The organism is Kineosporia babensis (assembly GCF_021129305.1).
GTDB lineage: Bacteria > Actinomycetota > Actinomycetes > Actinomycetales > Kineosporiaceae > Kineosporia > Kineosporia babensis.
In genome coordinates, this window is sequence record NZ_JAJOMB010000001.1 from 224,073 (window position 1) to 248,623 (window position 24,551).

At 69.8% G+C, this 24,551-nt stretch carries 21 protein-coding genes; 8 read left to right on the top strand and 13 right to left on the bottom strand.

What is annotated here, in order from left to right:
• Positions 1–26: 26 nt before the first annotated feature.
• From LR394_RS00985 to LR394_RS01005, 5 genes are all read right to left on the bottom strand, one after another.
• Positions 27–1,763, bottom strand: coding sequence for an ABC transporter ATP-binding protein (locus LR394_RS00985; protein ID WP_231438381.1), 1,737 nt, complete (start codon positions 1,761–1,763; stop codon positions 27–29).
• 107 nt (positions 1,764–1,870) lie between these two features.
• The gene (locus LR394_RS42595; RefSeq protein WP_231438382.1) at positions 1,871–3,097 is read right to left on the bottom strand and encodes an acylneuraminate cytidylyltransferase; all 1,227 of its coding nucleotides are present in this window, start codon (positions 3,095–3,097) and stop codon (positions 1,871–1,873) included.
• 125 nt (positions 3,098–3,222) lie between these two features.
• The gene (locus tag LR394_RS00995; protein WP_231438383.1) at positions 3,223–4,233 is read right to left on the bottom strand and encodes a hypothetical protein; all 1,011 of its coding nucleotides are present in this window, start codon (positions 4,231–4,233) and stop codon (positions 3,223–3,225) included.
• 7 nt (positions 4,234–4,240) lie between these two features.
• A complete protein-coding gene (locus LR394_RS01000; protein ID WP_231438384.1) occupies positions 4,241–5,137 on the bottom strand; it encodes an N-acetylneuraminate synthase family protein in 897 nt (298 codons plus the stop codon).
• A 188-nt stretch (positions 5,138–5,325) separates the two neighbouring features.
• Positions 5,326–6,678: a DUF6716 putative glycosyltransferase gene (locus LR394_RS01005; RefSeq protein WP_231438385.1), complete on the bottom strand. Its 1,353-nt coding sequence runs from the start codon at positions 6,676–6,678 to the stop codon at positions 5,326–5,328.
• A 104-nt stretch (positions 6,679–6,782) separates the two neighbouring features.
• On the opposite strand from LR394_RS01005, the gene LR394_RS01010 reads away from it, so the two are divergent.
• From LR394_RS01010 to LR394_RS01040, 7 genes are all read left to right on the top strand, one after another.
• Positions 6,783–7,607 carry a class I SAM-dependent methyltransferase gene (locus LR394_RS01010; protein WP_231438386.1) on the top strand — a complete coding sequence of 275 codons (825 nt, stop codon included), beginning with the start codon at positions 6,783–6,785 and terminating at the stop codon, positions 7,605–7,607.
• Positions 7,608–7,731: 124 nt separating this feature from the next.
• Positions 7,732–8,916 carry a sensor histidine kinase gene (locus LR394_RS01015; protein ID WP_231438387.1) on the top strand — a complete coding sequence of 395 codons (1,185 nt, stop codon included), beginning with the start codon at positions 7,732–7,734 and terminating at the stop codon, positions 8,914–8,916.
• An 8-nt stretch (positions 8,917–8,924) separates the two neighbouring features.
• On the top strand, positions 8,925–9,716 hold the full coding sequence (locus LR394_RS01020; RefSeq protein WP_269328540.1) for a response regulator: 792 nt from the start codon (positions 8,925–8,927) through the stop codon (positions 9,714–9,716).
• Positions 9,717–9,888: 172 nt separating this feature from the next.
• Positions 9,889–10,695, top strand: coding sequence for an ABC transporter ATP-binding protein (locus LR394_RS01025; protein ID WP_231438389.1), 807 nt, complete (start codon positions 9,889–9,891; stop codon positions 10,693–10,695).
• A 3-nt stretch (positions 10,696–10,698) separates the two neighbouring features.
• The gene (locus LR394_RS01030; RefSeq protein ID WP_231438390.1) at positions 10,699–13,239 is read left to right on the top strand and encodes an ABC transporter permease; all 2,541 of its coding nucleotides are present in this window, start codon (positions 10,699–10,701) and stop codon (positions 13,237–13,239) included.
• 221 nt (positions 13,240–13,460) lie between these two features.
• Positions 13,461–14,195, top strand: coding sequence for a hypothetical protein (locus LR394_RS01035; protein ID WP_231438391.1), 735 nt, complete (start codon positions 13,461–13,463; stop codon positions 14,193–14,195).
• A gap of 46 nt (positions 14,196–14,241) precedes the next feature.
• Positions 14,242–16,773 (top strand): DEAD/DEAH box helicase, encoded by a 2,532-nt coding sequence (locus tag LR394_RS01040; protein WP_231438392.1) that lies wholly within the window; start codon positions 14,242–14,244, stop codon positions 16,771–16,773.
• Positions 16,774–16,847: 74 nt separating this feature from the next.
• Here the strand turns inward: LR394_RS01040 and LR394_RS01045 are convergent, their stop codons facing one another.
• The 3 genes from LR394_RS01045 to LR394_RS01055 all read right to left on the bottom strand — a co-directional run bounded on the left by LR394_RS01045 (position 16,848) and on the right by LR394_RS01055 (position 19,793).
• Entirely contained in the window at positions 16,848–17,333 is a 486-nt protein-coding gene (locus LR394_RS01045) for a hypothetical protein (protein ID WP_231438393.1), read from the bottom strand.
• Between the two features lie 32 nt (positions 17,334–17,365).
• Positions 17,366–18,712, bottom strand: a complete 1,347-nt coding sequence (locus tag LR394_RS01050) for a DUF6745 domain-containing protein (protein WP_231438394.1) — start codon at positions 18,710–18,712, stop codon at positions 17,366–17,368.
• A 196-nt stretch (positions 18,713–18,908) separates the two neighbouring features.
• On the bottom strand, positions 18,909–19,793 hold the full coding sequence (locus LR394_RS01055; protein WP_231438395.1) for a sulfurtransferase: 885 nt from the start codon (positions 19,791–19,793) through the stop codon (positions 18,909–18,911).
• A gap of 267 nt (positions 19,794–20,060) precedes the next feature.
• Here LR394_RS01055 and LR394_RS01060 point away from each other — a divergent pair, with 267 nt between their 5' ends.
• Positions 20,061–21,143 (top strand): hypothetical protein, encoded by a 1,083-nt coding sequence (locus LR394_RS01060; protein ID WP_231438396.1) that lies wholly within the window; start codon positions 20,061–20,063, stop codon positions 21,141–21,143.
• A 31-nt stretch (positions 21,144–21,174) separates the two neighbouring features.
• Here LR394_RS01060 and LR394_RS01065 read toward each other — a convergent pair whose 3' ends face one another.
• The 5 genes from LR394_RS01065 to LR394_RS01085 are packed head-to-tail and all read right to left on the bottom strand — an operon-like array spanning position 21,175 to position 24,446.
• Complete coding sequence (locus LR394_RS01065; RefSeq protein ID WP_231438397.1) at positions 21,175–21,405, bottom strand: ferredoxin; 231 nt, start codon at positions 21,403–21,405, stop codon at positions 21,175–21,177.
• Positions 21,402–22,619: an NADH-ubiquinone oxidoreductase-F iron-sulfur binding region domain-containing protein gene (locus LR394_RS01070; protein ID WP_231438398.1), complete on the bottom strand. Its 1,218-nt coding sequence runs from the start codon at positions 22,617–22,619 to the stop codon at positions 21,402–21,404. Before LR394_RS01070 ends, LR394_RS01065 begins: the two co-directional genes overlap by 4 nt.
• Entirely contained in the window at positions 22,616–23,197 is a 582-nt protein-coding gene (locus tag LR394_RS01075; RefSeq protein WP_231438399.1) for a ferric reductase-like transmembrane domain-containing protein, read from the bottom strand. The genes LR394_RS01070 and LR394_RS01075 overlap by 4 nt, the downstream gene beginning before the upstream one ends.
• Positions 23,194–24,195 (bottom strand): FAD:protein FMN transferase, encoded by a 1,002-nt coding sequence (locus tag LR394_RS01080; protein ID WP_231438400.1) that lies wholly within the window; start codon positions 24,193–24,195, stop codon positions 23,194–23,196. Before LR394_RS01080 ends, LR394_RS01075 begins: the two co-directional genes overlap by 4 nt.
• Positions 24,195–24,446: a hypothetical protein gene (locus LR394_RS01085; RefSeq protein WP_231438401.1), complete on the bottom strand. Its 252-nt coding sequence runs from the start codon at positions 24,444–24,446 to the stop codon at positions 24,195–24,197. The genes LR394_RS01080 and LR394_RS01085 overlap by 1 nt, the downstream gene beginning before the upstream one ends.
• Between the last annotated feature and the right edge of the window lie 105 nt (positions 24,447–24,551).

Here is a 24,551-nt window from a genome sequence, read left to right on the forward strand (position 1 = left end):
CGGGACCTTCTCTTCGGTCTCGCTGGTCACGCCACCGCCTCCTGCTCGGTCAGCTGGGACAGGACGATCTCGCGGTACGTCTCGTTGCGGGCCATCAGTTCGCGGTGCTTGCCGACCCCGACGATCCGGCCGGCGTCCAGCACCACGATCTGGTCGGCGCCCCGGATCGTGCTGACCCGCTGGGCCACGATCAGCACGGTGGAGTCACCGGTCTCGGTGGCCAGGGCCGCCCGCAGCGCCGCGTCGGTGGCGTAGTCGAGGGCCGAGAACGAGTCGTCGAACAGGTAGATCTCCGGTCGGCGGACCAGGGCCCGGGCGATCGAAAGCCGTTGCCGCTGACCGCCGGAGACGTTGGTGCCGCCCTGCGCGATCGGGGTTTGCAGACCTTCGGGCATCTTGCTCACGAAGTCCTTGGCCTGGGCGACCTCGAGCGCGTGCCAGAGCTCCTCGTCGGTGGCCTCGGGCCGGCCGTAGCGCAGGTTGCTGGCCACCGTGCCGGTGAACAGGTACGGCTTCTGCGGGACCAGGGCAACCGCCTCGGCCAGCCGCTCGGGGGCCAGGTCGCGTACGCTCACGCCGTCCACCAGCACCTCGCCCTCGGTGGCGTCGAACAGCCGCGGAACCAGGTTGAGCAGCGTGGTTTTCCCGCTACCGGTGCTGCCGATGATCGCGGTGGTCTGGCCGGGCAGAGCGCTCAGGTCAAGAGCCTCCACCACCGGACGCTCGGCTCCTGGATAGCGGAACGAGACGTTGCGCAGGTCGAGACGTCCGTGCAGGGCGCCGGTGGGTTTCGGCTGGGCCGGCGGCACCACGCTGGTCTCGGTGCCCAGGACCTCCTCGATCCGCTCGGCCGAGACCTCGGCGCGCGGCACCATCATGAACATGAAGGTCGCCATCATCACCGAGAGCAGGATCTGCATCAGGTAGCTCAGGAAGGCGGTGAGCTCGCCGACCTCGAGCTGGCCGGCGTCGATCCGGTGCCCGCCCCACCACAGCACGGCCACGCTGGAGAGGTTGAGCACCAGCATGACCACCGGGAACATCAGGGCCAGCAGCCGGCCGATGGCCAGCGAGACGTCGAACAGATCGGTGTTGGCCCGCTCGAACCGGGCCCGCTCGCGCTCGTCGCGCACGAACGCCCGGATCACCCGGATCCCGGCGATCTGCTCGCGCAGCACCTGGTTGATCCGGTCCAGACGCTCCTGGGTGAGCCGGAACAGCGGGCGCATCCGGACGATGATCAGGGTGACCGCGACCCCGAGGGCCGGGACCGCGATCGCCACCGAGCCGGACAGCGGCACGTCCAGGCGCAGGGCCAGGAAGATGCCGCCGATGCTCATGATCGGCGCGGAGACCATGAAGGTCAGCGTCATCAGGACCAGCATCTGGACCTGCTGCACGTCGTTGGTGGTGCGGGTGATCAGGGTGGGGGTGCCGAACTGGCCGACCTCACGGGCGGAGAACGACTGCACCCGGGCGAACAGCGCGCCCCGGACGTCGCGGCCCAGGGCGGCGGCGGTGCGGGCACCGAAATAGACGGCCGCGGCCAGGGCGAAGATCTGGATCAGGCTGACGCCGAGCATGGCGCCGCCGACCCTCAGGATGTAACCGGTGTCCCCGGTGACCACCCCCTGGTCGATGATGTCGGCGTTCAGGGTGGGCAGATAGAGGGTGGCGACCGTCTGGATGAGCTGGAACAGCACCACCCAGCCGATGGCCTGGGAATAGGGGCGCAGACGTGCGCGAAGCAGTTGGACGAGCACGTCGACACAGTACTCCCGGGCAACCATTCCAGTGCCGGAATTACTTGTCCAGGGCCGCTCGCAGATCTGTCCTGCGAGCGGCATCCAGCCTTGCATCAGGGCCGAGGTCAGGCCTGGTCGGCCTCGCGCTCGTTGATCGCCGAGATGACCAGCTCGCAGACCTCGCGGACGGCGCCGTGGCCGCCGGACTTGGTCAGGGTGAGCCGGGCCAGGGCCATCACGTCGGCGTGTGCGTTGGCCACCGCGATCGGCCAGCCGACCATCCGCAGGCAGCCCAGGTCGTTCACGTCGTTACCGACGTAGGCCACCCGCGCCGGGTCCAGCCCCTCGGCCGCCAGCCACTCCTTCAGCGCCTGGGCCTTGTCGGACTGGCCGTGGATCACCGGGATCTGCAGCTTGGCGCCGCGGGCGGCGACCACCGGGTTGACCTCGGTGGACAGGATCAGCATCTTCAGCCCGGCCTGGCGGGCCAGCTTGATGCCCATGCCGTCCTCCCGGCTGACCCGCACGCTCTCCAGACCCTCCTGGGTCAGGACGGCCGAGTCGTCGGTGTGCACCCCGTCGAAGTCCATCACCAGGGCGTCCACGTCGATCAGGGGCAGACCGTCGATCCGCTCCTGCTCCTCCAGCACCGCCGCCCGCAGCCGGGCGATGTGCAGGTCGTCGGGGGTGTCGATCTCCATCGCGTGCGCCTCGTTCACCCGCTGCGCCACCAGGGTCCCGAAGAACCGCCGGCCGTGCCGGCGCAGGCCGTCGGTGCGCATCGCGTAAAACGCTCCGGTCTCCCGGAATTCGGTGTCGCGGTCCTGCCGGCGCGGCCGGAAGCCCGGGTCGTGGTTGATCCCGATCAGCCCGTCCGGACCGTACTTCCACAGGAAGCCGTGGTTTTCGACCGCGGAGAAGGCGCAGTCGGCCTCACCGGCCAGCACCCGGCCGACCGCCGCGTCCAGGTCCGCCGGGTTCATGAACGGGCTGGTGCACTGCACCAGGACGGTGACCTCGGGGGCCGGGCCGTCGCCCTGGATCTCGTTGATCGCGTGCAGCACAGCCGATTCCGAGGAGGCGGTGTTGCCGGAGATGGCCGAGGGACGGACCACCACCTTGGCCCCGGCCCGGCGGGCCTCCTCCTGGATGCCGGCGTGGTCGGAGCTGACGTAGACCTCGTCGATCAGCTCGGACTGGCGGCAGGCGGTGACCGCGCGCATCAGCAGGGTGCGCCCGCCGACCGGCTCGAGGTTCTTGAGCTTGACCCCCTGGGAACCGCCGCGGGCGGGGATGACAGCGACGACTCGGGGACGGTTCTGGGCGGTCTGGGCGGGTGGTGCGTCACTCACGAGGGTCCTCGGGACTAGCTCGAAACAGGGCCAGCAGCGCGACCAGCTGCAACAGGCACACCATGGCCGGGCCCCGGCAGGGCTTACCCGTCAGGATACCGCCCGTACGGAGTGCTCAGGTCGGCTCAGGTGGATGAATGCTGCGCGATCTCAAGGAAATCCGCGTCGCCGTCGGGCACCAGCACCTGGCGCGCGGCCTCCGGCACGTCCGGCATCCACCACTGCGGCGGGACCGCGAACTCGCGGATGTCGGCCTGCGGGGCGATGAGTCGCAGAGTGGAGACGGCGGTGCTGGGCAGCGAGACGACCCGGTGGCCCTCGGTCATCCCGCGCAGGCTGACCTCGGCCGGGATCAGGCCTCGGACCACGTCGATGCCGGGGTAGTTGGTCAGCGGGCTGAGCGTGGAGGCGTTCTCGCGGCGGTGCGCCCGGTACACCACGGGGCCCTTGTCGGCCAGGCTGCGCACCCAGGCCAGGTAGGGCTGGGCCTTGATCAGCCGGTTGGCCACCATCGAGGTACCGAGCACCACGGTCTTGTCCGGGCCGGTCTTCTCGTGATCGGTCTCCGGCAGCGAGCGCAGCCAGGAGAAGTCGTTGCGCTCGATCGGCAGGCCGAGAGCGGCGGCCGAGCGCAGCACCTCGGCGGGCAGGTCCAGCGCGGTGATCACCCGCAGCCGCTGCTGGGCGATCATCCGGCGCAGCCGCAGCTTGGCCATCCGGGCCAGCACGTTGCGGTGCGCGGTCTGCTTCACGTGCGGGCGGACCAGCGGGACGTCGTCGTTGAGCAGGGCGTTCATCACCCGGCGGGTGGCCCGCCCGTCGTCCAGCAGGACCAGCCGGCGGGGCGGGGCCTGCACCAGCATCCGGTGCACGGCCCCGGAGAAGGCGTCGCCGACGGCGAGATGCTCGCCGCCGCGACGCGGGGCCCCGGAGGGCAGGTGGATGGTCACCCCACTGGGCAGTCCCAGTCGGGTGACCTCGGCGACCGCCGTCACCAGAGGCTCGACGCCCTTACGGGGAAGGACGACGAGCCGGCCACCGAGCCGGCCTGAGGCGTGCGCCTCCAGAGCTCCCAGGAGCTGGAAGGGCGATTCAACCCAGGCCTGCACGGTGACGGTTCCGGCGACGTCGGTCACGGGACGACTAGCCGACGCGGCGCAGTCGCGCCTTGGGCTTGATCTCGCCCTCGAAGACGCGCTTCACACCGTCGCCCAGGGCCTCTTCGATGATCCGGATGTCGCGGACCAGGTGACGCAGGCCGCCCGGCTCCAGCGAGGCGGAGTGGTCCGAGCCCCACATGGTCCGGTCCAGGGTGATGTGACGCTCGACCGTGACCGCGCCCAGGGCGACGGCGGCGAGGCTGATCTGCAGGCCCGTCTCGTGGCCGGAGTAACCCACCGGAACACCGTAGCGCTCGCGCAGGGTGTTGATGGTGCGCAGGTTGGCCTCGTGGGCCGGCATCGGGTACGTCGAGGTGGCGTGCATCATCACGAGCTTCTCGGTGCCGAGGGTCTCGACCGCCTTGTCGATCTCCTCGATCGTCGACATACCCGTCGAGAGGATGACCGGCTTACCGGTGTTCTTCATGGCGGTCAGCAGCTCGAGGTCGGTGACCGAGGCCGAGGCGACCTTGAAGGTGACCACGTCGAACTTGTTGGCCAGGAACTCCACCGAGGGCACGTCCCACGGCGAGGCGAACCAGTGCATGCCCAGCTTGGAGCAGTAGTTGTCGATCTCGGTGTACTGCTCCTCCTCGAACTCCACGCGGTAGCGGTAGTCGAGGTACGTCATGGTGCCCCAGGGGGTCTCCCGCATGACGTCGCGCATGTCCTTCGGAGTGGAGATCTCCGGCGTGCGCTTCTGGAACTTCACAGCGTCGCAACCGGCCTCGTGGGCGATGTCGATCAGCTGCTTGGCGATCGCCACGTCACCGTTGTGGTTGAGACCGATCTCGGCGATGACGTACACCGGCTGGTCGGGTCCGACCAGCTTGCCACCGATCTCGACCGGGGTGATCGTCTTGTTGGGTCCAGCAGTCATTGTTGCTCCTTCAAGCCTGAGGGCCCTCTAGTCTCCGGGCCGGAATTGCCCCGGAGTGATCCCAAGTGTGTGGGACACCGGCAGGATTCGGACAGCCCCTCGTCGGCCACGATCCCGGAGAGCGAGAGTTTAGGTTACGGATGCGGTCAAGGGCCCGAGTGAACAACCGGCATCCAATTGTCGACAGTTCAGGAACTTCGGGTCGCGGTGCTTGCCGAGGGCAGTGAGGACTGCTTCACCCTCTGTCGCATCCGGACCCGGGCCCGCACGATTGCACTGCCCGCGGGGGTCAGACGCAACCGGTCCAGCCGCCGGCGCTTGGCCGAGCGACTCTTGTTCAGACCGGAGGCGATGGACTCCAGCCGGCCGGACCGGGCCTGCCCGACCAGCTCGTCGAGGATACCGATCCAGTCGTTGTCGCTGCGCGGGTGGAAGTAATTGTCCGCCAGCCACCAGGTTTCGGGATGACGGAAGTCACCTCGCTCCAGCTCGTCCAGTCCGCCCATCACGCCACTACCAACGAACACCTGGTTGATCAGGTTCTCGGAAACCCCGAACTCGTCGATCAGAAGCACCGGAATGTCCAACGCCATCGCTTCCAGTACGGCCGTCGAACTCACCGTGACCAGGGCGACCGCGTTGGCCAGCTGCTCGGCCATCGAGCCGGCCGCGAAGGTCAGCGCGTCCGGTGCGTGCACCTCGCCGGCCTCCACCAGCTCGTCCCACAGCGCCTGGAAGTGGTGCGGCTCGTGGTGGGTGTGGAACTCGCCGATCGCGCCCCGGGTCTTCACCACGACCTCCAGGTCGGGCCGGTTGGCGGCGAGCCGGGCCAGGCTCTGCAGGATCAGGATCCGGTCCTTCTTCACCCGGGGCACCTTGCCCTGAGTGGCGAACAGCACACGATTACGTTTCGGCGTAGCCACCGCGTTCAGCGGCTCGACGCTGGTCTCGGCGGCCAGCTCACCGCTCGGGGCGTGATCGAAAGCCTGTTGTTCACCGGCATTTCCGCCGGTGGCCAGCTCCCGGTCGGGGAGGATCTCGGTGGGCCCGGCCAGGAACGGGATGGTGGCCAGGCCGAGCCGGCCGCGCATCCCCATCTGCTGGCGCACCTGGTCGTACTCCTGCGCCTCGCGGTGGCTGTGCACGATCCACAGGTCGACCGCACCGCGGTAGCCCCAGGCCCGGCGCCGGGCCGGGATCGCGATGCCGGGGATGCCGGTCATCACCACCGGCCGGTGGGAGACCCGGCTGAGCGCCTCGGAGTAGGCGTGCACGCTGGGGCCGGTGAGGGCCAGGAGCACGGCGTCCGGCCGGTCCCGCTCGACCCGCTTCTGCAGCTGGCCGGGCGAGAGCACCTCCGGGTCGTGCCCCGCGTAGGCGGTGCCACTGAGCGCTGCAACCCGCTGCGAGGCCGACGGTCTGGCCGGTGAGCAGGCGACGACCACCTCGGTCTTCGTCCCGGCCGGTAGTTGCCCGAAAAGGCTGACGGCCCACTTCAGGAAGGAATCCGATTCCGCAACAGCGATCACATGATGGGGCACCAGCGGAGTGTAAGGTTTTTGGCCGTCCCCTTGTGCATCGCACAGCTGCTGCACAAAGGAACGGTCACGTTCCCCGGACCCGAATCCAGCGGAGGCTTGAAGTGGTGACAGAGCAGTTGCGCCGGCTGGGCAGACGACGTGGGCCGGCTCCGGAACAGCAAACCGGTGGCCTTTCCGAGGCCGACGCCAAGCTGCTCGAGCAGGCCAAGGCCCGGCAACGGCTGGAAGAGAACTTCGAGGCCTTCCCGCCCCGGACCGAACGCCTCGGCCAGCACATCAAGACGATGCTGGGTAAATCTGGGGTGAAGGGTGGGCGAATTCTGGAAATCGGAGGACGCGCCAATCCCTACAAGGACTGGTTTCCCGGTTTCGAGTACAACTGCCTCGACCTGGAGATCTCCGAGCCCGGGGTGATCCAGGGCGACATCACCAACTGCCCGGAGATCGAGTCGGAGAGTTTCGACGCGATCATCAGCGTCGACGTCTTCGAGCACATCCGGGAGCCCTGGCTGGCCGCCCCGGAGATCATCCGGCTGCTGAAGCCGGGCGGCTTCACCTATCACTCCACCCTGTTCAGCTGGCGCTACCACCCGTGCCCGGTGGACTACTGGCGCTACACCCCCGAGGCGCTGTCCTTCCTGTTCAAGGACCTGCGGATGATGCAGGCCCAGTTCGACACGGTGGAGCGCCGGCGCAACCTGGCCGGCAAGGGCAAGCACCGGGTCGAGCCGGACGCCTTCGGTGGCTTCCGGGAGAACTGGCGGGTGTTCTACGCCGGGGTCAAGGAGGACCCGAACGCGGCCAAGGGCGTGGCCGCGCTGACCGCCCGGCAGCAGGCCGACGCCGAGGCCCGGGCCACCGGGGCCCTGGACCCGAGCGAGGCCGAACTGAAGACGGTCCGGGACAACCCGTACCCCGAAGAGGACTGATCTGCCCTCGCAGGGTCCGGGTGGTTGCCCGTCCGGACCCTGTGGGTGTCAGACCCCGGTCTGATGCCCGCAGATCCACCGCCGGTCTGACGTGCCCTGAGACCGGCGAACGTACGGTGGCCAGGTGAGTGAGGACACCCCCCGGCTCGAGGCCACGTACCAGTGGCTGCGCGCCCACCCGTTCGAGGTCGACGCAGCGGTGGCCGGTGTGTTCGCGCTGGGGCTGCTGTTCGTCTCGGCGATCTCGGCCACCAGCAGCTACAGCTGGCTGCCGTCCCTGGCCATGGTGATCGCGCTGGCCTGGCGCCGGCGCCGGCCGCTGCGCTCGGCGATCGCGGTGGGTGCCGCCGGCCTGCTGGTGATGATCACCGGCGAGTCCACCTTCCTGCCGGTCGCGGTCGCGGCAGCGTTCTGCTCGCTCTACGCGGTCACCGCCTACGGGCCGCGCTGGGCGGGCTGGGTGGCGGCGGTGGTGGCCTGGTTCGCCGGTGCGCTGACCATGGCCTACCAGGGTCTGATGGACTACGGGTCCGACGTGCCGTTCGTCCTCACCTTCATGACCACCGTGCTGTTCGGGATCTGGGCGATGGGCCGGATGCGCCGCCTGCGCCTGCGCGACGAGGCCCGGCTGGAGGAGCGCGCCCGGCTGCTGGAGTCCGAGTCCGAGCAGCAGGCCCAGCTGGCCGCCACCGCCGAGCGGGCCCGGATCGCCCGGGAGATGCACGACGTGGTGGCGCACTCGCTGTCGGTGACAATTTCCCAGGCCGACGGCGGGCGGTATGCCGCACAACACAACCCCCAGGCGGCGATCACCGCACTTGAGACGATCTCCGCCACCGGCCGCCAGGCTCTGGCCGACATGCGGGCCCTGCTCGGCGTGCTGCGCGACGACAGCACCCAGCAGCTCACCCCGCAGCCCGACACCGAGGCGATCAACGACCTGGTCGACCAGGTGCGCGGCAGCGGGCTGACGGTGGAGCTGGAGGTCCTGGGCGAGCCGATCACCCTGCCCGCCGGTCCCGGCCTGGCCGCCTACCGGATCGTGCAGGAGTCGCTCACCAACGTCCTCAAGCACGCCGGCCCGGGCGCGAACGCCTGGGTCCGCCTGGTCTGGCTGAGCGAGGCCCTGGAGATCCGGGTCGAGGACGACGGCCGGGGCGCCGCCGCCACCCCCGCCACGCCCGGCAGCCAGGGCCTGATCGGGATGCGGGAACGGGCCACGCTGTACGGCGGGCAACTGGAGGCCGGGCCCCGCCAAGGAGGCGGGTTCGGAGTTCGGGCCTACCTGCCCTACCGTCAGGGGTCGTGAGCACAGAGATGATCCGGGTCGCGCTGGTCGACGACCAGCAACTGGTGCGGGCCGGCTTCCGGATGGTGATCGACTCCCAGCCGGACCTGACCGTGCTGGTCGAGGCGGCCAACGGGGAAGAGGCGGTGACCCGGCTCAGCGGCACCGCGGTGGACGTGGTGCTGATGGACGTGCGGATGCCGAAGATGGACGGCATCGAGGCCACCCGCCGGATCGTCGCGCTGCCGCAGCCGCCCAAGGTGGTCGTGCTGACCACCTTCGACCTGGACGAGTACGTGATGTCGGCGATCGGGGCCGGCGCCAGCGGGTTCCTGCTGAAGGACGCGCCGCCGGAGGAGATGCTCGGCGCGGTGCGCACCGTGTTCGCCGGGGACGCGGTGATCGGCGCCAGTTCCACCCGCCGGCTGCTGCACCACATCGGCCCGCTCCTGGCCAAGGGCAATGCCGAGCAGGTGCTCGGTGCCCCGGTCCTGGACCCGGGCACCCGGGCCGCCCCGGACGTCGCCAAAAGCTTTTCTGCCGCAACCGGAGTCCCCGACCCGGCGGCCGCCCTGAACCAGGCTCCCACCCCCGGGCCGGACAATCCGATGCCGCGGGCGCTGGCCGAGCTGACGCCGCGCGAGTACGAGGTGTTCGTGCTGATGGCCAACGGCCTGAGCAACGCCGAGATCGCCTCGCACTTCGTGGTTTCCGAGGCCACGGTGAAGACCCACGTGGGCCGGGTGCTGACCAAGACCGCGGCCCGGGACCGGGTCCAGATCGTGGTGCTCGCCTACCAGCTGGGCATCGTGCGTCCCTGAGCACGTTCCGGCCTCTACGACCACAGGCCTAGGCCGGTGGGCCCCGGGGCTGACACGTCAGACCCAGGTCTGACCCGAGTGGATCATCCCGCGGCGCGATGTGCCCGGTACCGCCCGGTCAATAGCTTCTTCCTCAGTGAAGCGAACGTCCTTTTCTGAGGAGGAGTTACCGATGTCCTGGACCTCGGCCCAGCAGTCGCAGTGGCACGGCCAGCACGCCCCCCATGGTCAGACCCAGCCGGTCCGGTCTTCCGCCGAGGCCGCTGTGCGCGCCCACAGTGTGCGCAAGGTCTACGGCCGGGGCGAGAACCAGGTCGCCGCGCTGCGCGGGGTCGACGTCACCTTCGACAAGGGTGCGTTCACCGCGATCATGGGCCCCTCGGGCTCCGGAAAGTCCACCCTGATGCACGTTCTGGCCGGGCTCGACACGGTTTCGGCCGGCCAGGTCTTCCTCGGCGACACCGAGGTCACCGGGCTGAACGACGCCAAGCTCACCCGGCTGCGGCGCGACCGGATCGGCTTCGTCTTCCAGGCCTTCAACCTGATTCCCGCACTGAACGCCAAGGCCAACATCGAACTTCCGATGACCCTGGCCAAGCGCAGCCCGGACCAGCAGTGGTACGACGACATCGTGCAGCGACTGGGCCTTTCCGAGCGGCTGAACCACCGCCCCACCGAGCTGTCCGGCGGCCAGCAGCAACGCGTCGCAATCGCCCGCGCCCTGCTCCCCCGCCCCGACGTCGTCTTCGCCGACGAGCCCACCGGTAACCTGGACTCCACCGCCGGCGCCGAAGTCCTCAGCATGCTGCGGGCCAGCGTCCGCGAAACCGGCCAGACCGTGGTCATGGTCACCCACGACCCCGTCGCCGCCTCCTACGCCGACCGCGTGGTCCTGCTGGCCGACGGCTCGATCGCCGGCGAGCTGTTCGACCCCACCACCGACAGCGTGCTCGACGCGCTGCGCCACCTGGGAGGCTGAGCAATGTTCTCCCTCAGCCTCGCGCAACTGCGCACCCAGGCGCACCGGCTGATCGCCACCGCCCTGGCGATCATCATCGCGGTGGGCTTCGTGGTGGCCACCCTGACCCTGAACGAGACCTCCAAGAAGACCGTCTACGGCGCCCTTTCGAGCCAGTACCTGACCACCGACGCGGTGGCCACCTACGACTGGGAACAGACCGACAGCGAGTCGCCCACGCCCCAGCAGTGGACCCAGATCGGCGAGAAGCTGCGGGCCCTGCCCGGAGTGGCCGCGGTCGCGCTGGACCAGTACTCCTACTCGCGGGTCCAGATCGAGGGCGTCCCTGGCGCCACCTACGGCCAGGTTCAGACCCTGGCCGACAGCGACCTGCGCTGGCAGAAGCTGACTTCCGGAACCTGGCCGGAGGGTGATGGCCAGGTCGTGGCCGCAGCCGACGGCAGCGCCAAGGTCGGCGACCGGATCACACTGACCCTCTCCGCGGTCTGGGACGCGGAGTCCGGGAAGGAGACCGAACCGGAGCGCGATGTGCAGGCCACTGTGGTGGGCCTGACCGATCGCTCGTCCAGCATCATCATGGAGGGCGACCAGTACTGGACCACTCCCGCCCAGAACCAGGCCTGGAACGCCCAGGACGTGGAGTCGATCCGGATCGCCGCGACCCCGGGCACAACCCCGGCCGATCTGACCACCGAGGTCGCCTCCGCCGTACAGGCGATGCCCGGCGGCGAGAGCCTGACCGTGCGCACCGGCGAGGGCCAGGCCGAGGCCGTGGCCAGGTCTGTCAGCGGCAACAACGCCGAACTGGTCACCGTGCTACTGGTGTTCGCCGCGATCTCGGTGTTCGTCTGCACCCTGGTGATCGCCAACACCTTTACCGTTCTGCTGGCCCAGCGAGTCCGCGAACTGGCCCTTCTGCGAGCGATCGGCGCCGCTGGCGGACAGTTGCGGCGCGGCGTGTTGCTGGAGTCGTTCGTGATCGGCCTGACCGCCTCAGCGCTGGGCGTCGCCACCGGGATCGCCCTGGCGGCCGGGGTTTCCGCGATAGCCTCACAGTTCGAGTCGGTGGTCCCGCTGAACGGGGTCGCGGTCACCGCCCAGCCCGTCCTGATCGGTCTGGCGCTCGGCACCGTGGTCACCATGGTCGCCGCGTTCAACCCGGCCCGGAAGGCGACCAAGGTTGCCCCACTGGCCGCGATGCGCCCGATGGACGAGGAACCGATCAACACCGGCAGAGGGCTGGTGCGCCGAGCCCTCGGATTGCTTCTGGGACTGCCCGGCATTGGGATTGCCTACTACGGTGGAACTTCTGGCGACCTGATGCTCGGCGCGGTCGGCGGCATGCTGTTCTTCCTCGGCGCCCTGCTGCTGTGCCGCTGGCTGGTCCCGATCGCGGTCGCCGGCGTGGGCCGGGTACTCGGCCCGCTGGGCCAGGTGCCCGGAAAGCTGGCCGCGTTGAACTCCACCCGCAACCCGCAGCGCACCGCGGCCACCGCGACCGCCCTGATCGTCGGTGTCACCCTGTGCACCACGATGGTGGTGGGAGCAGCGACCACCCGGGCGTCGGCAACCGCGCTGATCGATGACAGCTACCCCACCGACGTCGCCTACTACGTCGGCGACGAGGACGCCCCAGCCACTCTGGCGGGCACGATCTCCGGGGTCAAGAACGTCAGCGCAGCCATCCCGGTCGAGGCCGCGACCGTCGACATCGGCTCGCTGCCGGAGTACTCGGTTCAGAGCATCGACACGACCAAGTCTGCCTCGGTGGTGCGCTCGGACAAGGCCGGGCTGATCCCGGAACCCGGCACCATCGTCCTGGCCGAATACCTGGCGCCGGAACTGGGGATCAAGGAGGGTGACCCGGTCAAGATCACCAAGGACGGCCGCAGCATCGAACTCAAGGCCCATCTGGTGTTCAGCAGCAACGTGAACTCCCCTCGGGTGACGTCCACGGACCTGGCTCAGCTGACCGACCAGACCCAGATGTCGGAGATCTGGGCCCAGTTGGCCGACGACATGGACGACGGCCAACTGGCCGAAACCCTGAGGGCGATCGCCACGGCGGCGGCCGACGTCGACCCGAACGGCACGCTGGCCGGTTCGGCCGAGGAGCGGGCCAGCTTCAACCAGTTGCTCGACATTCTGCTGCTGATCGTGCTCGGCCTGCTGGCGGTGGCCGTGGTGATCGCGATCATCGGCGTGGGCAACACCATGGCCCTGTCGGTGCTGGAACGCCGTAAGGAGTCCGGGGTGCTGCGGGCGCTCGGCCTGACCCGGGGTCAGCTGCGCTGGATGCTGCTCTGGGAGGCGATGCTGATCGCCGGCGTGGCCGCCGCGATCGGGGTGGTGCTGGGCTCGGTCTTCGGTGTGCTCGGGGTCAAGGCCGCGCTGCAAAGCTCCGGCGCCGTCGCGATCAGCATCCCGCTGGCCCAGGTGCTGCTGATCCTGGTGGTCGCCACCATCGCCGGGGCGCTGGCCTCGGTGCTGCCCTCCCGGCGGGCGGCCAAGATCTCCCCGGTGGCGGCCATCGCCTCGGCCTGATCCATCGGGGGTCACCACCAAGTGGGGACGTTCGCGCTGACTGGGCGCGAACGTCCCCACTTGGCGGTTTCGGGTTCGTCGGCCTGGCCGGGACGGCGTTCGGCAGTAGCTGAGAGTGCGCCGGTTAGGCCGTCTGTGCACGGCACCGGCCGCGTTGCAACGGCATGCTCGCGAGCGGCGTCTGGGAGACGAACTCTGGTGGGGATGATCAAGGGAGTGTCATGAACCGGACTCGCTGGGCGGCCGTACTGCTGGCCACCACTACCGCGCTGGCCGGATGCACCGGCTCCGGCTCCACCGACAGCGCCGATTCGGCTGATTCGGCGGAAGCGAGCTCGACGACAGCGGCTTCCTCGCCGACCCCCACCGTCGATCCGTCCTGGCCCGAGGCCCTCCAGCAGGCCGGCTTCAAGCTTCCGGCGGCGGGCAGCCTCGCCGCGGATGCCGAGTGGACCGAGGAGCTCAGCAAGAAGGCGATCGAGGAGCTCACCGAGGACGAGCCCCGGCTGAAGGCCCCGGCGGTCGAGGACATCGTGGTGCTGGCGGCCGGCGACGTCGGCGAGCTGCGCTACGCCGAGGTCTACTACCCCGTGGAGCGCGGCAACCCGAACACCTGGGGCCGGATCTGGTTGCTGGGGCCGAACGGTGCCTCCGGCTCCGACATGGAGGCCTGGACCTCCAGGGAGGCCGGTGGGATGCCGGACACCAGCCCCGACGCCGCCTTCATCAGCTACGACAACGGCAGTCCGGGCGGGGTCGTGGTGGTCGTCGCTCCTTCGGTCCAGAGCGTGAGCGTGGCGAGCAAGACCCAGACCGAGCTGGTCTCGGACGGCAGCGCCGGCTGGGCGGCCGAGGTCGACGACCGGGAGCTGCGGATGAAGGCCTACCTGGTCGACGGGGCCCGGCAGACCGACAACTGGAGCGGTAGCTGGCCGGCCGAGGACGGGACGGAGTAACCGCAACCGGTGCTGGTCCCCCGAGGAGTGAGAGCATGGGCGGATCATGACGCTGCTGGACCGACTGCCCCAGACCCCTGGCCCCGACGCCGACCCGGACGCGGTCTTCGAGGCCTTCACCGAGTGGACGTCCGAGAAAGGGCTGGAGCTCTATCCGGCCCAGCAGGATGCGCTGATCGAGATCGTCTCCGGCTCGAACGTCATCCTGGCCACGCCGACCGGCTCGGGCAAGAGCATGGTCGCCGCCGGGGCGCACTTCTACGCCCTGTCGCGGGGTGAGCGCAGCTACTACACCGCGCCGATCAAGGCCCTGGTCTCGGAGAAGTTCTTCAGCCTGATCGAGACGTTCGGGGCGGCCAACGTGGGCATGATGACCGGGGACGCGGCGGTCAACGCCGACGCCCCGATCATCTGCTGCACCGCCGAGGTGCTGGCCAACCTGGCGCTGCGGCAGGGCGCCGAGGCGCCGATCCATCAGGTGGTGATGGACGAGTTCCACTTCTACGCCGACCCGGACCGGGGCTGGGCCTGGCAGGTGCCGCTGCTCGAGCTGCCCAAGGCCCAGTTCCTGCTGATGTCGGCCACCCTGGGTGATGTGTCCCGGTTCGAGCAGGCGCTGACCAAGCGCACCGGCCGGCCCTCCACCACGGTCAGCTCCGAGCAGCGCCCGGTCCCGCTGTTCTTCTCCTACGCCACCACCCCGCTGCACGAGACGCTGACCGAACTGCTGGACACCAAGCAGTCACCGATCTACGTCGTGCACTTCACCCAGGCCGCGGCCATGGAGCGGGCCCAGGCGCTGATGAGCGTCAACATGGCGACCAAGTCCGAGAAGGAGAAGATCGCCGAGGCGATCGGCGACTTCCGGTTCAACGCCGGCTTCGGCAAGACCCTCTCGCGCCTGGTCAGGCACGGCGTAGGGGTGCACCACGCGGGCATGCTGCCGCGCTACCGGCGCCTGGTCGAGCAGCTCACCCAGGCCGGCCTGCTGAAGGTGGTCTGCGGCACCGACACCCTGGGCGTGGGGATCAACGTGCCGATCCGCACCGTGGTCTTCACCGGCCTGTCCAAGTACGACGGGGTGCGCCAGCGGCACCTGAAGGTGCGCGAGTTCATGCAGATCGCCGGGCGGGCCGGCCGGGCCGGGTTCGACACCGCCGGCACCGTGATCATCCAGGCGCCCGACCACGAGGTGGAGAACGCGCGTCTGCTGGCCCGGGCCGGCGACGACGAGAAGAAGAAAAAGCGGATCGTCCGCAAGAAGCCGCCGGAGGGCTCGGTCTCCTGGAGCCAGTCCACCTTCGAGCGCCTGAGCACCTCCCCGCCCGAGCCGCTGACCTCCAGCTTCGCCGTCACCCACTCGATGGTGCTGAACGTGCTGGCCCGCCCGGCCGACGCCTACGCGGCGGTGCAGAAGCTGCTGGAGGAGAACGACGAGGAGGGCGCTGCCCGGCAGCGGCACCTGGACCAGGCCGAGGCGATCTGGGACGCGCTGCTCACCTCGGGCGTGGTGGAGAAGCTGGACGAGCCGGACGAGTTCGGTCGCACCGTGCGCCTGACCGTGGACCTGGCCCCGAACTTCGCCCTGAACCAGCCGCTGTCGCCGTTCGCCCTGGCCGCCTTCGAGGTGCTGGACAAGGAGTCCGAGACGTACGCGCTCGACGTCCTGTCCATCCTCGAGGCGACCATCGACGACCCGCGCCAGGTGCTCTCGGCCCAGCAGCACAAGGCCCGGGGCGAGGCGGTGGCCGAGATGAAGGCCGAGGGCCTGGAGTACGAGGAGCGGATGGAGCTGCTCGAGGAGGTGACCTGGCCCAAGCCCCTGGAGGAACTGCTGGAGGGCGCCTTCGAGATCTACCGGGCCGGGCATCCCTGGGTGGCCGACCACGAGCTGTCGCCGAAGTCCGTGGCCCGGGACCTGTTCGAGCGGGCGATGACGTTCGGCGAGTACATCAACTTCTACCAGCTGGCCCGGTCCGAGGGCACGCTGCTGCGCTACCTGTCCGACGTGTTCAAGGCGCTGCGCCAGACCGTGCCGGAGGCGGTGCGCACCGAGGAGATCACCGACCTCACCGAATGGCTGGGCGAACTGGTCCGCCAGACCGACTCCAGCCTGCTGGACGAGTGGGAGTCACTGCGCAACCCCACCGAGGAGGAGGCGGCCGCCGGTAAACCGGCCACGCCGACCGGCCCGCCACCGGTCACCGCGAACAAGCGGGCGTTCACCGTGCTGGTGCGCAACGCGATGTTCCGCCGGGTGGAGCTGTTCGCCAAGCGGGCCTGGACCCCGCTGGGCGAGCTGGAGGCCGAGACCGACGGCTACACCGCCGACGAATGGCAGGAGGCGATCGAGGAGTACTTCGAGGAGTACGACTCGGTCGGCACCGGCCCGGACGCCCGCGGTCCGAAGATGCTGCAGATCAAGGAGTTCTCGGGCAAGTGGGAGGTCCGTCAGATCCTCGACGACCCGGCCGGGGACCGGGACTGGGCGATCACCGCGGACGTCGACCTGGCGGCCAGCGACGAGGCCGGCACGGCCGTGCTGACCGTCGCCGACGTTGGCCCGCTGAGCGACTGACCGGCGCGTAGGCGTCCCCCATCGGTTGCCTGAATGGGGGACGCTCCGCAGACCGCGCGAACCCGCCGACAGCGTCAGTCCCAGACGAGATCCCAGGCGTTGGCGTCGGGGCGCCGGCCGAATCCCCGCAGCAGCGGGTTGGTGGCCAGTTGCGGCTCCGGCCGGGCGAATTCGCGCTTGCGCCGAATGGCGTAGGTACCGGGCCCGATGCCGTTGGCGCCGTGCTCGTCGGTGTGCACCAGCATCGCGCTCTGCCCCGGCGGCACCTCGACAAATCCCACCACGAGCGGGTCTTCGCCGTCGGCCCGGACCCAGCGTACGCCCGGTGAGTCGAAACCGCGGTGCAGCCAATGGGTGTTGCCGGTGGCCTCGCCGTGCACCACCTGCTCCCCTTCGTCGGGCAGCGCGGTCCACGGCCGCTCGCCCTCGGGGGCGACGGGCACGATCAGAAGGTCTCCCTGGGCCTGCGGCGCGGTCAGCACCGGGACATCCGCCTCGGCCTGGAAATGGTCGGGAACGGTGACGCCGATCAGAGCGAGCGCCGAGCCGTAAGTGTGCATGTCGTGCTCCTTCTCGATTCGAAAAGGGCGCGTCAGGTGCGGCGCGCCAGTTCGCGGTAGACGTCGGCGGGTACGCCGTACTGCCAGGCCGCGGCCTCGACCGGGTCGTTCAGCGTGCCCGGGACCAGCTCGGCGTAGTGCCGCAGAGCGCCGGTGCGGTCCGGGCTGCCGTTGGTCATCAGCAGCAGCCGATCGGAATCGAACACCCGCGCCGGGGTGCGGTAGAGCCGCAGCTCGCGGCCGGGATTGCCGGGGTCGGGGGCCTGCGACACCAGCCGCAGCCCGGCCCGGGAGATGTAGTGGGTCCAGCCCTCACGCTCGATCAGGACCCGCCGGACCTCGGAGTTGCGCTCGGCGTGCAGTTCGCGCACGGTCGGTTCACGGCCCGCCAGCTCGGCCGGGATGCGCACGCCGTGCAGGTAGAACTCCACCTGCCCGTCGGCCCAGACCAGCGCCGGCCCGTCTTCGCGATGCAGCCTCACCCCTTCTCCGGCTTGCTCGGTGTGCATCTGTACCGGTGGCTCCAGCACCACGGTGAGCCAGGCGTAGGGCACCCAGACCAGGGCCCTGCGCACGTCGATCAGCCCGGACAGCACGGCCTGCCCGGGCGCATCGAGCAGCAGGCTGCCGCCCAGTTCGCGTAGCGCTGCCGGCCCGGCCGCACCGGGGACCGAGGGATCGTGCAGCATCCCGTCGCGATGGAAGCCGCGCACCTTGGCCCCTTCGGTCCAGGCGCCGTCCAGCAGCCGCTCGTCCCAGAGGCCGCCGGTCCGGCGCCGCACCGCCGCGGCGACGTCCAGGTCGCCGAGCCGGCCGGGCGCGAGGATCGGCTGCACGGTCTGCTCGATCTCGGCGCCGATCGGGGCGAAGACGTTGCGGGCGGAGTTGATCGCGGCCCGGGACAGCACCGCGGCCGCGGCCAGGCCGGTGACGATGGTGACCAGGACGACGACGGCGAGCAGGCCGCCGCCCTCGAGCTGATATCCGGCCGCCCGGCTGACCATCGAGCCGGCGTAGTACGACGGCAGGAAGGCCACCATGGCGGCGATGAACGCGTAGCCCAGCACCATCGTCCCCTGGCTGAGCGCCTTGGCCACCCGGAACGCCCGGGCCCGGCCCGCGACCGCCAGGTAGGGGCCGCGCATCAGGGCCGGGGCGTTGGCCAGGGCCCGGGCGAGCTCCTGCGGGGAGCGGACCCAGACCACGTTGCCGTGCCAGGGGTGGCCGACGGCCGCTTCGTGCAGCGCGGCCAGACCGGCCTCGACGCCCCGCCGGTCGGCCTCGGTCAGGGGGGTGACATCGATGCTGCCACGGACCCAGCGATCGACGAACGCGGACCCGAAGGTCGCGTCACCCGGCGCGGCCGCCTCGTCGGGCATCCGAACCCTCCCCCGGCAGACGTGGCATCGCTACCGAGTATTGCCTCCGATGTCCACGCTGGGTACCCCTGAGGAGACTTTGCGTTCAGCAAGCGTGGGCAAACCCGCAGGTCGCGACCCTCAGGCCGAAGACCTGGGACCGCTCGGACAGCGAGCCGCACCTGAGCGATTCCACGACGAGTGACGCCGAAGAGCTTCAGCCCCGCTCGCTGCCCCGGACCACCGGCACCCGCACCGAGTTGCCCCACTCGGTCCACGAACCGTCGTAGTTGCGCACCCGGCCGAACCCCAGCAGGTACGTCAGCACGAACCAGGTGTGGCTGGAGCGCTCGCCGATCCGGCAGTAGGCGATCACGTCGTCGGACTGCGAAAGACCCTGTTCCTGCTCGTAGATCGCGGCCAGCTCCGAGCGCGACCGGAACCGGCCGTCGTCCGCCGCCGCCCGCGCCCACGGCACCGAGGCCGCGCCCGGAATGTGACCGCCGCGCAGCACTCCTTCCTGCGGGTAGTCCGGCATGTGCGTGACCTCGCCGGAGTACTCACCGGGCGAGCGCACGTCCACCAGGGGCTTGCCCAGGTGGGACAGCACGTCCTCCTTGAAGGCCCGGACCTTCGTGTCGTCGCGCTCGATCACCGGGTAGTCGGACGGCGTGACCGAGGGCTTCTCGTCGGTCATCTCGCGGCCCTCGGCGATCCAGGCCGCGCGCCCGCCGTCCAGCAGTCGGACGTCCTCGTGCCCGAACAGGGTGAACACCCACAGCGCGTAGGCCGCCCACCAGTTGTTGCGGTCCCCGTAGAACACGATCGTGGTGTCGCGGCCGATGCCCTTCTCGGACAGCAGTTCGGCGAACCGCGCGCCGTCCACGTAGTCGCGGGTGACCTGGTCGTTCAGTTCGGTGTGCCAGTCCACCTTCACCGCGCCGGGAATGTGGCCGGTGTCGTAGAGCAGCACGTCCTCGTCGCTCTCCACCACGACCAGGCCGGGTTCGCCGAGATGCTGGGCAAGCCAGCCGGTGGTGACCAGGCGCTCGGGGTGGGCGTACTCGGCCAGCTTGGCATCGGCGTCGTGGGGCAGCGTCATCTTGGCTCTCCGTCCAGACATCATCACTCTCGGCGAGCCTATCCCCGCCACATCGATCCACAATCCCGACCGGCCGGGCGGACATTCCCGAACGGGCAGTTTCGGCGTGGCGGGCCCGTCGGTCACGGAAAGTTGCCTCTCGATACCACTAGTGTTACTGGTGTGCCGGATGGGGGTCCGGACCGGCGTAAAAGCTTCTGCGCCGTACGTTCTCGTCACACGCGCACGCTGGACCGTGCGCGCGGGCGGAATATCTGGGGGAATTCCATGAGAAACATCAGACGTCTTCGGCGCGCCTTCGTAGCGACGGCGACCGGCGCCCTGCTGCTGAGCGGCCTGGGGGCCGCCGCGAGTGCCTCGGCCGCCGAAATCAGCGGCGGTAAACTGACATCGGGCAAGGAGACGACCGCGAAGATCGAGAAGGGCGGCGACACGGTCAGCTACACCTTCGTGGCCGAGAAGGGTGATCACGTCACCTTCAGCACCAAGACCTCGGAGTGGAAGGGCGGCCAGGACAACGTGGGGATGTTTCTCTACGTCCCGTACACGGCCAACGGCAAGACCACTTACGTCCTGGCCGATTTCTGGTCGGTGAAGAACGGCAAGACCGCGCTGTACGACTTCACCCCGACGATGAACGGCACCCTGAAGCTCACCGTGATGGCGATCGACCCCAAGACCACCGGCACCACGACCTTCACCTACGCCGGCGACGTCGACAAGGGGACGCTGAAGGAGAACACCGCGACCGCGAGCGAGACCACGGTCCCGGGCCAGAACATCGTCCATTACTTCAAGGCCGTGGCCAAGGACAAGGCGCACATCAGCCTGGACATCACGGACGCAAACCTGGGCACCAACGGCAAGGCGGTCGGCTACCTCTACACGCCCGACGGCACGCTGGCCGACACCGTGGCGATCAACAACGCGCCCACCTTCTACGACTTCACCCCGACCCTGGACGGATACTGGAAGTTCGTCGTCGACCCGACCGGCTCGGCGGTCGGAAAGATCTCGCTGACGCTGGCCACCGACCTGAAAATGGGCCAGCTGGCCACCAACAAGGCAGTCACCGCCAAGATCGCGAACAAGGGCAGCCGGGCCAACTTCGGCGTCTACGGCGAGAAGGGCGAGGAGCTGCCGATCAAGGTGTCGGCCACGAACTGGGGCACCGGCGGCTCGGCCTTCCTGTTCATGTTCTCCGCCACCGACAAGCTCGAGGGCTGGTGCTGGCTGCAGAACGCGGCCAAGACCTGTTCGTTCTACCCCTCCGCCACCGGGGCCTACAAGCTGGTGCTGGACCCGGAACTGGGTGCGACCGGCAGCGCCACGATCCAGCGCACCACCTGAGAACTGCCAACAAGGGACGCGGGTGGCCGGCTCAGCCGGTCACCCGCGTCTTTGCGTCGGCCTCCAGTCGCAGGGCCAGGCGCGGGCACAGGTGCACCGCCTTCCGGGCCGGGCGCTCGAGCTCCGGGGGAACCAGAACCGTTCGGCCGGAACGGCTCTGCGGATAGCCCCATTTGTCCTGGCCGATCAGTTCGGGCAACAGGTCGGCGCACAGGCCCCGGCCTTCGCAGGCGGTCCAGTCGATGATCAGCGGACGGCTCACCGGGCACCTCCGTAGGGCTCGGCGATCCGGGCCAGGCACCGGCCGTGCTGGTGCAGACGCACGTCGTCGGCGAAAACCTTCAGGGCGCTACGGATCATCCGGGTGGTGCCGTCGGGGTGGTGGCAGGCGCCGCGGCCTTCCACCAGCCCCGCGGTCTGCCGGATCACCTCGGTCCCGCCCCGGCCCTCGGCCAGGGCATGCAGGTTCCGGGCCAGCTCGGGCAGGCCGAATTGGCAAGGGCCGCACTGCTTCGCGGACTGGGCGGCCAGGTAGCCGGCGATGGATGCGGTGAATTCCAGACCGCAGGCAGTGCTCGGCAGGGGAATCAGAACGCCTGCCCCCAGCCGGGTGCCGTACAGCTCGAGCCCTTCCCTGGAGAGCGGGGCGTCGAGCGCGGCGGGCAGCGGCAGCCAGGTGCCGTGGTAACCGCCGACCAGCACGGCCTGCCACTCCTCGGCCGGTTGTCCGGTGGCCGAGGTGAGCAGCTGGCGCAGGGTCATTCCGTGGTTGACCTCCCACACCGAAGAGCCTACGGTGGTGAGGAAAGTGCCGGTGGAGTCGGCGGTTCCGGCGGTGGTGAACCAGAGGCCGCCGTACCGGGCGATCAGCGCCAGGTGGGCGAGCGTCTCCACGTTCTGCACCAGTGTGGCCTTGCCACCCACGCCGCGCTGAAAGATCCGGTACCGGCTGAAGCGGGGCAGCGCCGGGCCGGAGTTCAGGCGGCTGACCACCGCGGTCTCCTGGCCGCTGACGAACCCCTCGGCGGCGGCCTCCACGGTGATCCGCAGGCCGCCGGTCCGCTCGGCCAGGGCCTGCTGCACCACCGGGATCACCTCTGGCCGCAGGTAGACGTAGGCCTGCTCGGCGCCGATGATCCGGGCCGCCACCTCGACTCCGTCGAGCACCAGATGCGGTGCCCGGCGCAGCAACTCGACGTCCTTACGGCTGGCCGGCTCACCCTCTGCCCCGTTGGCCACCACGATCGCCTTGCCGGAGACCGCCGCCAGTTTCGTGGCGGTGGGAAAGCCCGCCCCGCCGCGCCCGGTCAGCCCGGACCGGTGGACCTGCTCGAGCAGCTGAGCCGGCGTGACATCGGGGATCGCGCCGTAGGTGGCGAAATGAGCTGCCAGGGAAGGGTTGGGCGCGGCGAAGAGCCGGGGTCCGTCCGGGGGCATCCGTAGCCCCTGGGCCGGTGTCATGGCGGTCATGGTCATCGTTGCTCCCCTCGGGTAGTCACGAGCTGTGGTGTAGTGCTGGGGGTTTCGGTATCCCGGAAGGCCGGGTGGGTGCTCACTGCCACGGCCAGTACGGTCAGGACGCACAGGGCGTCGATCGCCAGCATCCAGCCGGTGCTGCGGTCGCTGCCCGAGCCGATGCCGTGCGCCAGGGCGATCGGCCACATCGCGTAGGCCAGCCAGTGCACCGCCCGCCAGGCCCGCAGCCCGATCCGCTCCCGCAGCAGGCTGGTGATCGCCACCGCCAGGGCCAGGTCGAGTGCCAGAGTGCCCAGGCCGACCCAGAACGGCCGGTGGCCGGAGCCGAACGGCACAACCACGTCGACCAGACCGAGCTGGGCGTACGGGTCGAACAGCAGGGTGCTCACGTGGATCACCAGGAAGACCAGGGCCAGTAACGAAGCGGCCCGGTGGACCGAGGCCACGGCCAGCCGGTTCATCCCGGCGAAGCCGCGGCCGGAGCGGGTACCGATGCCCAGGGCGACCACGACGGTGAACAGGATCAGGCTCACCACGCCGCTGCCCCGGGCCAGGTACCACAGCGCATCGGTACTCACGCGGCTTGCCTGTCGAGCCTGATCTCGTGCACCTGCTCGGCATCCACCGCGACGGCCTGGTCCGCGGGCCAGCCGTTGATGCACAGCACCCGGCCGTCCGCCGCCACCAGCCGGGCCGGGTGGCCCTGCTCGCGCAGCCAGGGCAGCGCTTCTTCTCCGCGCACGATCGCCCCGGTGGAGAGCATGTTGGCGTCCAGGCAGGAACCGGCCGCGACCGAGACGGTGCGCCAGACCGGCTCGGCGGGCAGGCCGCTGGCCGGGTTGAGGATGTGGTGCACCGCGCGAGTGCCGTTACGCCAGCTGCGGCTGACCGTGCTGGAGGTGGCCAGACCGGCAAGGCCCTCGTCCAGGCCGACCCGCGAGGCCGGCTCGGCCGCGCCGTCCTGCACCAGAACCTGCCAGCCCGGCTCCGGAGCCGGCCCGGCGGTGGCGATGTCCCCGCCCAGCGAGACCAGCACGCCGACGCCGAAGCGGGCCGCGATGGTGCGGGCGGCGCGGTCGGCGGCCCAGGCCTTGGCGGTGGCGCCCAGGTCGAGCCGGACATCGGCGGGCATCTGCAACCGGCGCTCGGTCAGAGTGACGTCGCGCCAGTCGTGCCGCCGGCGGCGGGTCAGGGTGATCGGGACGGTGAGCTCGCCGGCCTGGGCCTCGATCACCGAGTAGTCCTCGGTGTAACCCAGAGCGGCCAGATCATCGGCCAGAGTGGGGTCGACGTCGCCGTCGGTCTTCTCGGCGGCCTCCAGCGCGGCGCCGAGCAGCACGGCCAGCAGCGGGGAAACCGTCACCCCGGCCGCGCTCATCCGCTGCTGCACCCGGATCAGCTCGCTGTCGTCGCGGAACCGGCTGCATGCCTCGTCCACCTCGCTCAGCTGCTCGGCCACCAGCTCGGCGGCGGCATCGGCAATCTCCGGATCGGTCACGACGATCCGCGCGGTGGTGCTCCAGACCGACCACTGGCGAACGGTGGGCAGCACGGGCAGGGTCTCCAGCAGTGGCATCACGAACCTCCAGAAGTGGCGTCGGCGGAACCGCTGCCGGGGCTCATGCCCGCGCTGCCGGAACTGCCGGAATTGGACTGATCGGTGCTGGAGGAAGAACTGCCGGAGTCCACGGTCGAGCCGGTGGCCGCGTCGGCGTTCTCGCTCCGGGCGACCACCAGGCCCACCGTCACCGTGGTCGCGATCGCGGCCACGGCCAGGCCCGAAGTGACCGCCATCGTGGTGCGCCGGGCTTCGTCACGAGCGTTCATCCGTCGTTCTCCTCCAAGGTCGTGGCACCACTGTGGGCCGCCTGGCTGGGAGGGTTCGGCGCGCTGTCTGAGGATCCGCTGTACGCCTCTTTGGGCTGAACAGAC

Bases quoted from the DNA above. Each gene is read 5' to 3' on its own strand.
- LR394_RS01000 (WP_231438384.1), bottom strand. From the start codon at position 5,137: ATGACTGCTGGACCCAACAAGACGATCACCCCGGTCGAGATCGGTGGC.
- LR394_RS01020 (WP_269328540.1), top strand. From the start codon at position 8,925: ATGATCCGGGTCGCGCTGGTCGACGACCAGCAACTGGTGCGGGCCGGC.
- LR394_RS01025 (WP_231438389.1), top strand. From the start codon at position 9,889: ATGTCCTGGACCTCGGCCCAGCAGTCGCAGTGGCACGGCCAGCACGCC.
- LR394_RS01030 (WP_231438390.1), top strand. From the start codon at position 10,699: ATGTTCTCCCTCAGCCTCGCGCAACTGCGCACCCAGGCGCACCGGCTG.
- LR394_RS01035 (WP_231438391.1), top strand. From the start codon at position 13,461: ATGAACCGGACTCGCTGGGCGGCCGTACTGCTGGCCACCACTACCGCG.
- LR394_RS01040 (WP_231438392.1), top strand. From the start codon at position 14,242: ATGACGCTGCTGGACCGACTGCCCCAGACCCCTGGCCCCGACGCCGAC.
- LR394_RS01045 (WP_231438393.1), bottom strand. From the start codon at position 17,333: ATGCACACTTACGGCTCGGCGCTCGCTCTGATCGGCGTCACCGTTCCC.
- LR394_RS01050 (WP_231438394.1), bottom strand. From the start codon at position 18,712: ATGCCCGACGAGGCGGCCGCGCCGGGTGACGCGACCTTCGGGTCCGCG.
- LR394_RS01055 (WP_231438395.1), bottom strand. From the start codon at position 19,793: ATGACGCTGCCCCACGACGCCGATGCCAAGCTGGCCGAGTACGCCCAC.
- LR394_RS01060 (WP_231438396.1), top strand. From the start codon at position 20,061: ATGAGAAACATCAGACGTCTTCGGCGCGCCTTCGTAGCGACGGCGACC.
- LR394_RS01070 (WP_231438398.1), bottom strand. From the start codon at position 22,619: ATGACCATGACCGCCATGACACCGGCCCAGGGGCTACGGATGCCCCCG.
- LR394_RS01080 (WP_231438400.1), bottom strand. From the start codon at position 24,195: ATGCCACTGCTGGAGACCCTGCCCGTGCTGCCCACCGTTCGCCAGTGG.
- LR394_RS01085 (WP_231438401.1), bottom strand. From the start codon at position 24,446: ATGAACGCTCGTGACGAAGCCCGGCGCACCACGATGGCGGTCACTTCG.